Raw genomic sequence first — 13,971 nt, 5'->3', positions numbered from 1 at the left:
CACTGCTTATTTTTGCTGGTGGTCCTACGATTCTAACATTCGCAAAGCGGTCGCTGAGAAGTGGGTGCGAATGTTAGAATCGGACCACCAGGCGGCTGGAAGGCACTTTGCTAAGACTAGTGCGGCGAATTTGAAGTTCCTATCAATTTTGCCGCGAGTTCGTTATAGGAACTTCAAATTCGAAGCCGCACTAGAAACTAGTAAATTGCTAGAGCTCCTTTGATTTCAAAGTTCGCATGAGAAGTTACCTCGGGGGCTTGCGAACTTTGAAATCGGAGCTCTAGGAATGTCACAATTTGAAAAATGGCCCGGCATCCGATCGAGCCAACCAAGGGAGAGCTCCATGAAAGCCGTTCTGCGCCTTGCAACCGTAAGCCTCTTATTTGCAGGTTCCGCATTTGCCCTGACCGGCGAACGCATGCCGGAAATGACGCTGGAAACGATGACACCGGCTCAGCGCAGCATTGCCGAGGCCATCATGACCGGGCCGAGGGGCCGGATGAGCGGTCCTTTCAACGCCTGGCTTCGCAGCCCGATCCTAGCGGACCGGCTGCAAAAAGTCGGCGAATATGTCCGCTTCAACACCTCACTCGACAAACGTATCAACGAGATGGCGATCCTGATGACCGCGCAAGCCTGGGGCGCGCAGTATGAATGGTACGCCCACGCGCCGCTGGCGCTCAAAGCTGGCCTCGATCCTAAGGTGCTCGCCGCGATTGGCGCCGGCCGGAAGCCCGAAAACATGAAGGACGACGAAGCTATCGTCTGGGAGTTCACCACGCAATTACGCCGCGACCACAGCGTCGACGACGCGATCTACGCACGCGCGCTGGAGAAGTTCGGCGAGGCGGGCATCATCGATCTGGTCGCGGTCAACGGCTATTACGATGTGGTCTCCATGACGCTCAACGTCGCCCGCGTCAAACCGCCGGCAGAGGCCGAGATGCCATTCAAGCAGGCCGGTCAGTAACTTCTCTCTAAAATCGCGCGGGCCACAAAGCCCGCGCGAAAGCGCCTTTGAAAGTCATCTCCCCATGAAGAAAGAAATCCGGCTCAACGCGTTCGCGATGAATTGCGTCGCGCATCAATCGCCGGGACTGTGGACCCACCCGCGCGACCGCACCGCCGACTATAACCGCCTGCCCTACTGGCTCGATCTCGCCAAGACACTGGAGCGCGGACGGTTCGACGGTCTGTTTCTGGCCGACGTGCTCGGCGTCTACGACGTGTTCGGCAACAGCCCCGATGCCGCCCTGCGCAACGCCGCGCAGACGCCGACCAACGATCCCCTGCTGGTGATCCCGGCGATGGCCGCGGTGACCGAACATCTAGGTTTCGGCGTGACGTCCAACCTGTCCTATGAGCCGCCCTACACGTTCGCCCGCCGGATGTCGACGCTTGATCACCTGACCGAAGGGCGTGTGGGGTGGAACGTCGTCACCGGCTATCTCGACAGCGCGGCGAAAGGCGCCGGCAAGGACAAGCAGACCGGGCATGACGACCGCTACGACATCGCTGACGAATATATGGAAGTGGTCTACAAGCTCTGGGAAGGCAGTTGGGAAAACGACGCGGCACTGCGTGACCGCGCGCGCGGCATCTTTGCCGACCCAAAGAAGGTGCATCGCGTCCAGCACGAGGGCAAGAATTTTCGCCTCGACGCCATCCATCTCTGCGAGCCCTCGCCACAACGCACCCCCGTGCTCTATCAGGCCGGCACCTCACCACGCGGTCGCCAGTTCGCGGCACAACACGCCGAATGCGTCTTCATGTCGGGGCCGTCGGCGAAAATCATCGCGCCGCGCGTGGCGGGCATTCGCGAACTCGCTGCCAAAGCCGGGCGCAACGGGAGCGAGATTTTGATGTTCTCGATGTTTACCGTGATCCTCGGCAAGACTGACGCCGAGGCTAAAGCTAAATATGAGGACTACCGCAGCCATGTCAGCACTGAAGGCGCACTGACGCTGATGTCGGGCTGGACCGGCGTCGACTTCTCCACTTACGATCTCGATCAGCAGGTGCGGCATGTTGAGAACGATGCGGGCCGCACGGCGATGGACAACATCACCCGTGCCGATCCGGACCGGGTGTGGACCGTGCGCGAGGTCGCGCAACACGTCGGCATTGGAGGCATCGGACCCGTGGTGGTCGGCACGCCGGAAAAGGCCGCCGACGCCATCGAGGCCTGGTTCGATCAGACCGACGTCGACGGGCTGAACATGCCGTTTGCGATTTCACCCGGCGATTTCGCTGACATCACCGAGATGCTGGTGCCGGAACTGACGCGGCGCGGGCGCTACAAGACGGCGTACCGCGAAGGTACGTTGCGGGAAAAGCTGTTCGGCGCCGGCCGCGCGCGGCTCGATGCAACGCATACGGCTGCGCAGTTCAGGCCTAGGTGACGTAGACGACCGCTTTCATTGTGTAGCTATTTAGATTTCGTCATTCCGGGATGGTCCGAAGGAGCAGACCCGGAATCCATTCCTCAACGAACTCTGCGGCCCGATGGATTCCGGGCTCGATGCTTCGCATCGCCCCGGAATGACAACGTCTCTCAAACCGTCCCGTCGACCATCACTTCAATCAGCTTCGTGCCGGGCCGGTTGAACGCCGAGGCCAGCGTGGATTTCAGGTCCGCAGGGTTAGTGATCCGTATCGCCTCCAACCCCAGAGATTTGGCGAGGCCTGAAAAATCCACCGGCGGATCGGCAAAATCCATCCCGATATAATTATCGTCGCCATGGAAGGCGAGCAGCCGCTGCTTGATGATGCGATAGCCGCCATTGTTGGCAATCACCACGTTCAGCGGCAGCTTGTGATGCGCCGCGGTCCAGAGCGACTGGATCGAATACATCGCGCTGCCATCACCGGAGAAGCACACCACCGGGCGGTCGGGATTGGCGATGCCGACGCCGACGGACGCCGGCAATCCCCATCCGATGCCGCCCGAGGCCAGCGCATGATAGCCGTAACGATCGCGATGCGGACGCAGCGAGAGCATCTGACGCGAAGAGGTCAAACCTTCGTCGACCACGATGGCGTTATCCGGCAGCGCCTCGACCATCTGCAAGGTCAGATAGTCCGGGTCTATCGGCGCGCGGTCGCTCCGCTTCGTCAATTGTTCGACCAGCGTGGCGCGGCGTGCGGACCAATTGGTCGACGACAACGCGGCAATACCCTTTTCGGCCCGCGTCTCCAGCGCCGACCCGCCTTTGGCCTTTAGCGCCGGAACCAGCGCCCGCAAGGTCTCCCTCACATCGGCTTTCAGCGCGATCTCCGCGCCGTAATTCTTGGCGAGGTCCCATTCCACGAGGCCGACCTGCACGATCGGCAGTCCCTCCGGCAACGGATCGACCTCGCTGTGCACCGACATTCTTAATGGGTCAGCGCCGAGCACGATCAGGAGATCGTAAGGCGCAAGCACGTCGCGCACCTGCGGTTGCGACCGTGACAGCGCGCCCATGAAACACGGGCTCTCCGACAGGAAATGCGCCCCGTATGCCACCGATTGCTGAAACGCCGGACAGCCGAGCGCCTCCGCAAGCGCCGCCGCTTCCAGCAATGCATCGCTTTTCACGATCTCATCGCCGGCAATGATAACCGGCCGCTCGGCTTTGAGGATGCGCGCGACCAGCGCCTGCAAGGCCTCGTCGGAAGGTTGGACGCGGGTATCGACGCGGGTCGAGCGGCCGAGTTCGATACCGGCCTCGGAATTCAGGATATCGCCCGGCAGCGAAATGAAGACAGGTCCGGTCGGCGGCGTGGTCGCGATCTTAGCGGCGCGGCGCACGATCCGCGGCAGATCTTCCAGCCGCGTCACCTCGACCGCCCATTTCACCAGTGGCTCGGCCATCCGCACCAGCGGGCCATACAGCAACGGCTCCATCAGCCCGTGGCCCTGCTCCTGCTGGCCGGCGGTCAGGATCATCGGCGTGCCGGTGAATTGTGCGTTGTAGAGCGAGCCCATCGCATTGCCCAATCCGGGCGCGACATGGACGTTGCAGGCAACGAGGCGGCCGGAGGCGCGGCTGTAGCCATCGGCGATCGCGACGACGAGGCTTTCCTGCATCGCCATCACATAGGTGAGATCGGGGTGTTCCTTCAGCGCATGCATGATCGGCAGTTCGGTGGTGCCGGGATTGCCGAACAGATGCGTAATGCCCTCGTCCTTGAGCAGGGCCAGGAACGCCGAACGCCCGGTGATACGATTTTTCATGTTTCCTCTCGCTCGCGGCTTTTGCCGTCGTCATGCGTCGAATTTGAAGTTGCTATCGATGGCGCCGCAAGTTTGTTATAGGAACGTCAAGTTCATAGCCGCTACTCAAAACCGCCATCTACCGGAGCTCCTTTGCTGCCGAAGTTCGCACCAGAGGTTGCCGCTGTTATTTGCAAACTTCGGAATCGAAGCTTCCCGCCATCATGATCAACTTTGCTTGTCCGAGGCAAGAAAGCGGCTTCATGGCAGCCCTGCACAGCTGCAATCGGTTAGACTTATGCGCGATTTGTCATATTCGTATGGATATAACGGCTGAACCCCACCGACCGCATTCCTCCGCCAATAATCAATATAGGGAGATCTAAATGAACACGCCGACACACAAGCCGGTTGCAAAGCTGATTGAACGATTATTTCTCGCCACTGCACTCGCTACGGGTACGCTGGGCGTGTCCCCAGCCTTTGCGCAAGTCCCAGCTGCGCCGGTCACAAACGGCAAGCCTCAGGTAACCCCGCCGAAGAACGACGCCGCGCTGCGCGCGCTGACCCCGGTGCCGGCGAAGATGCTGCTCAATCCGCCGGACAACGACTGGCTGATGTGGCGCCGCACGTACGACGGCTGGGGCTTCAGCCCGCTGAAACAAATCAACGCCGACAATGTGAAGAACCTGACGGTGGCCTGGAGCTGGGCGATGACGCCAGGCGCCACCGAGACCACGCCGCTGGTCCATGACGGCGTGCTCTTCCTCTATAACTGGCTCGACAAGGTGCAGGCGCTCGACGCCACCAATGGCGATCTGCTGTGGGAGTACAAGCGTGATATCGCCGTCGAAATCCCGCGTCAGAATGGCAACAACGCCGCCAAGCGCAATATGGCGATGGTCGACGACAAGCTGATCGTTGCGACCTCCGATGCGCATATCATCGCGCTGGACACCAAGACCGGCAAGGTGATCTGGGACCACGAGACCGAGGATTACAAGAAGGGTTGGCGCTATACCGGTGGCCCGCTGGTCGCCTCGAACGTCATTGTGCAGGGCATGTCCGGCTGCGGCAACGCGATGCCCGGCGGTTGTTTCGTCACGGGTCACGACATCAACGACGGCAAGGAGCTCTGGCGCTTCCACACCATCGCACAGCCCGGCGAGCCCGGCGGCGACAGCTGGAACGGGTTGCCGCTGGAAAAACGCTTCGGCGCCTCGACCTGGAATTCGGGCACCTACGATCCGGATACCGACACGCTCTTCCTGGGCGTCGGCCAACCCTATCCGCACATCGCCGAAATCGGCGGCCTGTTGCCGAAAAAGGAAGGCGCCAACAACGACGCCTTGTATACCGACGCGACGCTGGCGCTGGACCCTCATACGGGCAAGCTGAAGTGGTACTATCAGCACTTGAAGAACGACACGTGGGATCTCGACTACGCCTATGAGCGCGTGCTGGTCGACATTCCTGTCGACGGCAAAATACGTAAAGCCATGGTGACGGTCGGCAAGCTCGGCATCATCGAGGTGCTCGATCGCACCAACGGCCAGTGGCTGTGGTCGAAACAAACGGTGTACCAGAACGTTGTCTCGGCGATCGATCCGAAGACCGGCGAAAAGACCATCAACCAGGCTGCCGTGCCGCATATCGGCCAGACCACCACCAACTGCCCGGCCGATCCCGGCAGCCGCGGCTGGCCGGCCACGGCCTACAGCCCGCGTACGCACATGCTCTACATCCCGCTGAACGAGTATTGCTCCGACACGACCCCGGTTCCGATCGAGGAAGGCAAGAGCTACACCGGCGGCAGCCGCGCGATCTTCGCGCGCGGACAGGTGCCGAACAGCGACGGCAAGATCGGCCGCGTGGACGGCGTCGACCTGTTTACACAGAAGGCCGTGTGGTCCGATCGCACCCGTGCACCGCAGACCGGTGCGGCGCTTGCGACCGGCGGCGGCCTGGTGTTTGCTGGCGCGCTGGACCGTTACTTCCGCGCCTATGACGACAAGACCGGCAAGATTCTGTGGCAGATGCGTGCCTCCAACATCGTCAACTCCTTCCCGATCACCTACTCGGTAAAGGGCAAGCAATATGTTGCGGTTGCGGTCGGCAACGGATCGAGCCACGCGCGTTCGCTCGCCACGCTGACGCCGGAGATCGCCGTCCCCGATGGCGGCTCGGCGTTGTTCGTGTACGCACTGCCCGAAAGTAAATGATGCAACGACGCTTCTCGCGCTTGGTCCCGATTGCCACCGCCACAGTCTTGCTGGCGGCGGCACTTCCCGTACATGCCCAAACCGGTGCGGGAGCCACGGATGCGGGATCGCGGGTTTATGCGGCCAACTGTGTCGCCTGCCATCAGGCGGGCGGCACAGGGGTGCCTGCGGCCTTTCCGCCGCTGGCCGGGCATGTTCCCGAGCTGTTGAAGCGGGCGGACGGCCGCACCTATGTCGGAAAGGTGCTGCTGTTTGGTCTCGAGGGCGAGATCAACGTCAACGGCAACGCTTTCGCCGGCGCGATGCCGGCCTGGAGCACCTTAAGCGATAACGATATTGCTGACGTGCTCAACTACGTCAGCAAGGCCTGGGACAATGGCAAGTCGCTGCCATCCGACTTCAAGCCTTTCACGTCAGACGAGATCAAGGTGTTACGTACGCCAGAACTCACTTCGACGCAGGTCTATGCGCTGCGGTCCGGCGCGCCTGCAACAGCGACCGCCACCGCCGCAACACCCAATGGCGCGGGCGGAACGGCGCCCGTCAGCTTCACGGCGGGTCAGGTGACGCGCGGCTCCGACATCTATTCAGATCGCTGCGTCCAGTGCCACGGCGATACACTGGATAACGGCGAGTTCGGCGGCGCGCCGCTGAACGGAAAATATTTCAAGCAGCACTGGGGCGGCGGCTCGGTCGCGGCTTTGGTGGCCTACATGAAGGCAAAGATGCCGCCGGACCGGCCGGGCAGCCTCACCGATCAGAGCTATGCCGATCTTGCTTCCTTCCTGCTGGATAACAACGACTACCCCAAGGGTGATAAAGAGCTGCCGCCCGATACGGCCTCACAGCAGAAGCTGAGCCTGCAACGCGGCAAGTAAACCGCGGTCAGAACATCCCCTCGCGATTATTGTTAGTGGTCCGATTCTAACATTCGCATCCTGTCTCGGTGGGCACTTTGCGAATGTTAGAATCAAAGGACCACTAACCAAATCAGGTTTGTCGTGGAGTTTTGGATTTGACATTCGCTAAGCGAGATCGGGCTGGGTGGAGAGCGAATGTCAAATCCACTCCACGAGGCTTCTTCTTCCCGCGATGCCAGACCACGCCGGGAAAACCTTTCAGCGGCACCAGTGGCTCGCCGGCATAGGTCCACTCCTGCAACTCCTCGATCGCGACGTGATAGAGCGGTCGCCGGCCGGTGCGACCGGAGAACAGCGCGCGGGGAATGTTGAGCATATGCGGCGAGCGCGCACGTTCGTAAATCAGCGGCGTGCCGCAACGCCTGCAAAAGCTGCGCTTGGTTTTGGTCGTCGTGTCTTCGAAATGCGCGATGTCGTTCTCGCCGCTCGTCACGCGAAAGCGCTTGCGCCAGCTTCCGACATAGGTCGCATAGGCCGCGCCATGCGCCTTCCTGCTTGCCACGGAATGATCGTGCCAGGCCCAGCGCGCCGGCACGTCGATCTCGAACGAAATAGTGCCGCAGAGGCATTGGCCCTTGGCGACGCCTGCGGCTTTGGTTGGTTTTGACATTTGCGCAATCCCGATACCGTCATTCCGGGATGATGCGAAGCGACAAAATTGAAGTCCAATTTTGCGCTGAGCACCAGAGCCGGAATGACGACTGAGAAGGTGTCTACGCCGTCGCCATCCCGCCGTGAACGGGATAATCCGTATAGCCTGCCGCCTCGCCGCCATAGAAGGTCGCGCGGTTGTAAGGCGTGAGCGGGAAGCCGTGTTGCAGGCGGCGTGGCAGGTCAGGATTGGAAATGAAGATACGTCCGAACGCGATCGCATCGGCCTGGCCTTGCGCGATCGCAGCTTCCGCCGTCTCGCCGGTGAAACCGCCGGCGGAAATCAAGACCCCGCGCCAGAGCGGCCGGAACAGCACCATCGCCGACGGCACGTTCTGCCAGTTCACTTCGGCACGGCCCGCCCCGCTCGATCGCGGCTCGATGAAATGCAAATAAGCCAGCCCCAACGGATCGAGCGCCTTGACCACGTAAGTGTAAAGCGGCATCGGCTCGGCCTCACCGCTGCCGTTCGCAACACCGTAAGGCGACAGGCGAACGCCGACGCGATTCGAACCCCACACGGCGATCACGGCCTGCGCGATCTCCAGCAACAACCGCGCGCGATTCTCGATCGATCCGCCGTATTGGCCGGTTCGCAGATTGGTGTGCGATTGCAGGAATTGTTCGAGCAGATAGCCATTGGCGCCGTGGATTTCGACGCCGTCGAATCCGGCTTGTTTCGCATTCACCGCCGCCTGCCGGAACGCCTCGACGACCTGTCCGATTTCTTCGGTCTGAAGCGCCCGTGGCGTCTCATACGGCACCATCTTGCCGTCGGATGTCATCGCCAGCATGCCATCGCCCGTGATCGGCACGGCAGAAGGCGCGACCGGCGACTGTCCGCCGGGCTGAAACGACGAATGCGAGACACGGCCGACATGCCAGAGTTGGAGAAAGATCAACCCGCCTTTGGCGTGGACGGCATCGACCACACCGCGCCATCCGGCAATCTGCGCATCCGAATAAATTCCGGGGACACCGGGATTGCCGCGGCCTTCAACCATGACCGGCGTTGCTTCCGCGATCAAAAGGCCGCCCGGCGTGGCGCGCTGCCCGTAATATTCGGCGTTCAGTGCCCGCGGCACGAAACTGGATCGATCGGCGCGCATTCTCGTTAGCGGCGCCATCACGACCCGGTGCTGGAGCCGGTACGGGCCGACCTGAAGCGGGGAAAACAGGTGAGGAAAATTCATGTGATGCGCGCCCTCTGGAGCTCCGATTCCGAAGTTCGCAAACAATCGCAGCAACCCCTGATGCGAACTTCGGAATCAAAGGAGCTCTAGAAAATATGGGTTTTTAGTGCGGCTTTGAATTTGAAGTCCCTATAACGTACTTGCAGCGAAACTGACAGGAACTTCAAATTCGCCGCACTAGCAGTGTGTCCGCCACAATTTGCGATCAAGATGATGTCACCGCAACAGGTCTGGCGCTCTTTTTCCGAAGTTCGTAACAATCCTCTTCCATTGTTGAGAAAAACTCATGGCCCATCCTGTCCTGTCACCCGATCAGGTCGCCGTCATCACCGGAGGCGCGAGCGGAATAGGCTTTGCCGCCGCCCGAAAATTCGCATCTCTCGGCATGAAGGTATGCATCGCCGACCTCGGCGCCGACTGTCTTGCGGCCGCCGAGGCCGAATTGGTGTCGGCGTCGAAAGGAGGGGCTGCCAATATCATGACCATGGCGGTTGATGTCAGCCGGGCCGAGGAAGTGTCAAAGCTGGAAGCCGCCGTACGCGGGCGCTTCGGCGGCACGGATCTCCTGATGAACAATGCCGGCATTCAGCCGGGCAGCGCGATGTTCGGCCCAGCGGAGAACTGGCAGCGGATTCTGGCCGTCAATCTGTGGGGCGTGATCTACGGCTCGCAGATTTTTGCGCCCCGCATGATCGAGCGCGGACGGCCGGGCCTGATCATCAACACCGGCTCCAAGCAGGGCATCACCACGCCGCCCGGCGATCCCGCCTACAACGTCTCCAAAGCCGGCGTGAAAGCCTTTACCGAGGCGCTCCAACACGAGTTGCGAAACGTCAAAGGCAGCCTCATCACGGCGCATCTCTTGATTCCGGGCTTCGTATTTACCGGCTTGACCGCCAAGGGCCGCACTGAAAAGCCGGCCGGCGCCTGGACCGGGGAGCAAACCGTCGATTTCATGATCGAGCGGCTGGAGGCCGGCGACTTCTATATTCTTTGTCCTGACAACGACGTGCCGCGACGCCTCGACGAGCGGCGAATTCTCTGGGCGGCGGGAGATATTGTCGAAAATCGTCCGCCGCTTTCGCGCTGGCATCCGGATTATGCCGAAGCTTTCGCAAAATTTGTCACAGAAAGCTGACACAGGCTCTACAGCAATCGAGCCTTAGTCCGCCCTGTTCTGTGCATTCCAGTATCGTTCAAGATTGGCGATCAGGGCCGGGCTGAAATGGCAATAAGCCTGTTCACGCGCGTAGACGGCCATGTAACGGCGGAACAGATCGAGCGATTCCACCGCGATCCTGAACGCGCGGCGATTGCTGATCGCACCGACAGCGCCGGAGCTGGTCAAGTTCTCGATCACCCGCTCGATCGCCGCATCCATCTCGCCGGCGTCGACGACCTCGTCGCAGATCAAGCGTCCTTCCGGACTATCGCAGGGCAGCTTGCGCTCGTATTGGACACACTGACGCGCCAACCGGTCACCGACAAAACGGTGCAGCCGTAAATTCGCAGCACCGGGAACAATGCCCTCTTTGCGGGCGGGCAGCGTCATGAAGGCATCGTTTGCCGCGAGCACATAATCCTGCGTCAGCAAAATCTGGCAATGGCCACCGATCGCAAAGCTTTCGACCACGGCGATCCACGGCTTTTCGGCACCCGTTCCATGGACATCGTCCGGAAGCGCATCGGCACGCGCAACGCCGCGCATGAATTTATGCACGAAGCCCAGCTCGCGCTGGATGAACCAGAGAAAGGGAATTTTTCCCCGGTAAAGATGCGTGAGATTGATCCCGCTGCCGAGTATCCGGCGTCCACTGTATTTGACATGCTCAACCTCGCCACCCCTGAGCACGGCGATGTTGCTTTTGGGATCGAGGGTCGCCAGATCGATGGCAATTTCGGTCGCATCGATCGTGGTCTGGTCCTCCGCATTCAGATAACGCGGGTTCTTCAAGGTGACGTGGACCGCATGTCCGCGGCGCTCGACCGTCACCGCGTCAAGGTCGACAAAACCATCGGCGATAAACTTTTCGAGATGTGGCTCGGTATCCGCTCTCGGCAACAGCATCGCGTGGCAAAGATGCGTGCCCGAGCGCATCTCGCCCAGCACATGTGACAGGAATATCCCCTGGTCGATTTCGACGCCTTCCTTGTCGCGTTGCAGCCTGCCTGCATCTTCGGCAATCTCGTCGGCGCCGGGCACGAGGCCTGGAAAGGCATCGGCCGCGGCCTGAACCAAAGTCTCGACCCGGATAAACCTGGAATAGTTTTGCGTGAGCCTCTCGTAGACGGAAGCCGTATGCTGAGCCAGGAAGCGCTGCCGCGCGGCGCGCGCTTTCTCTCGGATGGTTTCGGCGGCTCTTGCCTGTTCATTGTTGCGGGCCGGCTTGGCCGGCAAGCTTTCAAGAAGCTCGCGGGCAAGCGTCCAAAAGGCCACGTAGCGGCGGCAATCGCCGGCGAAATCGCTCGCAGCAAAATCAGTCGCCGAATCCGGATCCGCAGCTTGCCAGCTCTGGAGGGTCGCGGCCGGCAGAAGGCCAATAGGAAGCATGTTCGACTCCACCTCAGTCAATCCTTGGTCAGTCTTTGGGCCTCAGATCGAGGACGCGCTTTGCCTTGCCCTGCGACCGTTCAATCGCGCCGGGATCGACGATGCGAACCCGAGAGCTCACACCGACCGACGCCTTGATCAGATGTTCGGCCCGAAGCCGCAACGTCTCCCGTTCACTGCCTGCTTCGCCGCCCAACAATTGCCGCGTCTCGACCACGACATCGAGCTCGTCGAGACGCCCAGAACGGCGCAACTCGAGCACGTAATGCGGGGCCAATTTTTCTTCGCCTGACAGCGCCGCTTCGATCTGGGACGGAAAGACGTTGACGCCTCGAACGATCAGCATGTCATCGCTGCGGCCTTTGACCCGCTCCATCCGGCGCATCGTTCGCGCCGTGCCCGGCAACAGGCGTGTGAGATCGCGGGTGCGGTAACGAATAAGCGGCATGCCTTCCTTGGTCAGGGTGGTGAACACGAGTTCGCCAGCCTCGCCGTCAGCCAGCGGAACTCCTGAATCCGGATGGATAATCTCGGGATAGAAATGATCCTCCCAGATCGTCAGGCCATCCTTGGTCTCGATGCATTCCTGCGCCACGCCGGGCCCCATGATCTCGGACAAACCGTAGATATCGAGCGCCTGCAGCCCCATGCGCGATTCGATTTCCGACCGCATGCTTTCGGTCCACGGCTCAGCGCCGAAAATGCCGATTCGCAGGGAGCACGCGCTGGCCTTGATCCCTTGCCGGTCGAACTCGTCGGCGATCGCCAGCATATAAGAGGGCGTCACCATGATGATCCCCGGCTGGAAATCGCAGATGATCTGCACCTGCCGTTCGGTCATCCCGCCGCTGACGGGAATGACCGCCGCGCCCAGATGTTCGCCGCCATAATGCGCGCCGAGCCCGCCGGTGAAGAGGCCATATCCATAGGCAACCTGGATCTTGTCCGTCGACCGGCCCCCAGCGGCGCGAATGGAGCGCGCCATCAGTTGCGACCAGATTTGGATATCGCCTCGGGTGTAGGCGACGACGGTGGGCTTGCCGGTTGTGCCGCTGGAGGCGTGAATCCGGATGATGTTGTCCATCGGAACCGCCAGCATCCCGAACGGATAATTGTCGCGCAGATGCTGCTTGGTCGTAAACGGAAATTTCGAAATATCGGAAAGCTGCCTGAGGTCGTCCGGATGCACGCCCGCATCGTCGAAGGCGCGCCTGTAATGCGGCACCTTTTGATAGGCACGGCTGACCACGTCTTTCAGGCGCACAAGCTGGAGTGAAACTAGTTGGTCGGCGCTGGCAGTCTCGATCGGCTCCATTCCGTCCGCTACACCCATCTGCTCACCTCGAAGCGGTTACAACGTCTCCTGCTTGTGTCCGCACTGCTTGCAGACGAATTTTGCGCGCGTTACGCCGCGTTCGGCGGAGACGCGGTTCGGCGCGCCGCATTTTCCGCAAACCGCCTCGATGCGGGTGTTGCCCTCTTTGACCACCAGCGGCTTGCGCGCCATGGCTTCGCGGATCAGCCGCTCGGCCTCCTCGCGCATCGACTGTTTTGACATCGGCTCGTACCTGATCCTGATCGCAGATGGCGGCCTTATAGCATTGTCATTGTGCCTTGCGAGCAAAAGAGTCTAGTGAAGTGGATTTGACATTCGCAAGCCACTAGTGTGGCGGTTCAGAAGTCCGCATCGTTGTCGCCGCGAGTTCATTATGCGGGCTTCTGAACCAAAGCCACACTAGAACAATAGGTTTGCTAGTGTCCTTTCGATTCCGATGTTCGAAACGTGGCTCCGTAAAATGCTACGAACTTCGGAATCGGGACACTAGGTCTCGACGACCACATAATTGTCTTCAACGTGAACCGAAAAGGTTTCCGCCACATAGGGTCCCTTGGCGAGGGTTTCACCGTCCTCGATGACGACCGGATAGGTCCTGACCTTCACGCGCTTGGGATCGAACCAGGACTGGCCGTTGCGCATGTCGAATTCCCAGCCATGCCAGGCGCAACGAAGCAATTCGCCGACGCGCGAGCGCTGATACACCCCGGGTTCCGGCGAGGTCAGCCGCGCCACGCAGGCCGCCTGGTCGAGCGGCGCACCGGCATGCGGACAGCGATTAAGCAAAGCGAAGAACTCGCCATTGGCATGGAACACGACCACGTCGCGGCCCTCGAGCGTGACCACCTTGTTACCGCCGGGCGGGATGTCGGTGGTCCGGGCGACGATGTGACGGGCCATGGC

The 13,971-nt window shown here is 60.8% G+C and carries 12 protein-coding genes; 5 read left to right on the top strand and 7 right to left on the bottom strand.

Features of this window, described 5'->3' with window-relative positions; all coding sequences use genetic code 11:
* Positions 1 to 343: 343 nt before the first annotated feature.
* On the top strand, positions 344 to 970 hold the full coding sequence (locus ABSE61_RS07820; protein WP_423870512.1) for a carboxymuconolactone decarboxylase family protein: 627 nt from the start codon (positions 344 to 346) through the stop codon (positions 968 to 970).
* A gap of 64 nt (positions 971 to 1,034) precedes the next feature.
* The gene (locus tag ABSE61_RS07815; RefSeq protein ID WP_423870511.1) at positions 1,035 to 2,402 is read left to right on the top strand and encodes an LLM class flavin-dependent oxidoreductase; all 1,368 of its coding nucleotides are present in this window, start codon (positions 1,035 to 1,037) and stop codon (positions 2,400 to 2,402) included.
* A gap of 152 nt (positions 2,403 to 2,554) precedes the next feature.
* Here ABSE61_RS07815 and ABSE61_RS07810 read toward each other — a convergent pair whose 3' ends face one another.
* Positions 2,555 to 4,216: a thiamine pyrophosphate-binding protein gene (locus ABSE61_RS07810; RefSeq protein ID WP_423870510.1), complete on the bottom strand. Its 1,662-nt coding sequence runs from the start codon at positions 4,214 to 4,216 to the stop codon at positions 2,555 to 2,557.
* 365 nt (positions 4,217 to 4,581) lie between these two features.
* Here ABSE61_RS07810 and ABSE61_RS07805 point away from each other — a divergent pair, with 365 nt between their 5' ends.
* Both ABSE61_RS07805 and ABSE61_RS07800 read left to right on the top strand, forming a co-directional pair.
* Positions 4,582 to 6,417 carry a pyrroloquinoline quinone-dependent dehydrogenase gene (locus ABSE61_RS07805; RefSeq protein ID WP_423870509.1) on the top strand — a complete coding sequence of 612 codons (1,836 nt, stop codon included), beginning with the start codon at positions 4,582 to 4,584 and terminating at the stop codon, positions 6,415 to 6,417.
* A complete protein-coding gene (locus tag ABSE61_RS07800; RefSeq protein ID WP_423870508.1) occupies positions 6,414 to 7,295 on the top strand; it encodes a c-type cytochrome in 882 nt (293 codons plus the stop codon). The genes ABSE61_RS07805 and ABSE61_RS07800 overlap by 4 nt, the downstream gene beginning before the upstream one ends.
* Before the next feature lie 112 nt (positions 7,296 to 7,407).
* Here ABSE61_RS07800 and ABSE61_RS07795 read toward each other — a convergent pair whose 3' ends face one another.
* Both ABSE61_RS07795 and ABSE61_RS07790 read right to left on the bottom strand, forming a co-directional pair.
* Positions 7,408 to 7,947 (bottom strand): GFA family protein, encoded by a 540-nt coding sequence (locus ABSE61_RS07795; RefSeq protein WP_423870507.1) that lies wholly within the window; start codon positions 7,945 to 7,947, stop codon positions 7,408 to 7,410.
* Positions 7,948 to 8,050: 103 nt separating this feature from the next.
* Positions 8,051 to 9,181: an alkene reductase gene (locus ABSE61_RS07790; RefSeq protein ID WP_423870506.1), complete on the bottom strand. Its 1,131-nt coding sequence runs from the start codon at positions 9,179 to 9,181 to the stop codon at positions 8,051 to 8,053.
* Between the two features lie 286 nt (positions 9,182 to 9,467).
* Between ABSE61_RS07790 and ABSE61_RS07785 the strand changes: the two genes are divergently transcribed.
* Positions 9,468 to 10,319 (top strand): SDR family NAD(P)-dependent oxidoreductase, encoded by an 852-nt coding sequence (locus ABSE61_RS07785; protein ID WP_423870505.1) that lies wholly within the window; start codon positions 9,468 to 9,470, stop codon positions 10,317 to 10,319.
* A gap of 24 nt (positions 10,320 to 10,343) precedes the next feature.
* On the opposite strand, the gene ABSE61_RS07780 is transcribed toward ABSE61_RS07785, so the two are convergent.
* From ABSE61_RS07780 to ABSE61_RS07765, 4 genes are all read right to left on the bottom strand, one after another.
* A complete protein-coding gene (locus tag ABSE61_RS07780) occupies positions 10,344 to 11,732 on the bottom strand; it encodes an enoyl-CoA hydratase/isomerase family protein (RefSeq protein ID WP_423870504.1) in 1,389 nt (462 codons plus the stop codon).
* A gap of 28 nt (positions 11,733 to 11,760) precedes the next feature.
* Positions 11,761 to 13,065: a phenylacetate--CoA ligase PaaK gene (paaK, locus tag ABSE61_RS07775; protein ID WP_423870503.1), complete on the bottom strand. Its 1,305-nt coding sequence runs from the start codon at positions 13,063 to 13,065 to the stop codon at positions 11,761 to 11,763.
* An 18-nt stretch (positions 13,066 to 13,083) separates the two neighbouring features.
* Complete coding sequence (locus tag ABSE61_RS07770; RefSeq protein ID WP_423870502.1) at positions 13,084 to 13,290, bottom strand: hypothetical protein; 207 nt, start codon at positions 13,288 to 13,290, stop codon at positions 13,084 to 13,086.
* 264 nt (positions 13,291 to 13,554) lie between these two features.
* The gene (locus ABSE61_RS07765) at positions 13,555 to 13,968 is read right to left on the bottom strand and encodes a Rieske (2Fe-2S) protein (protein WP_423870501.1); all 414 of its coding nucleotides are present in this window, start codon (positions 13,966 to 13,968) and stop codon (positions 13,555 to 13,557) included.
* Positions 13,969 to 13,971 lie beyond the last annotated feature (3 nt).

Origin of the sequence: Bradyrhizobium sp., from assembly GCF_049519115.1 — a bacterium.
Classification (GTDB): domain Bacteria; phylum Pseudomonadota; class Alphaproteobacteria; order Rhizobiales; family Xanthobacteraceae; genus Bradyrhizobium.
Note: the sequence above shows the minus strand (reverse complement) of the source record. Positions and strands in the feature narration are given on the sequence as shown.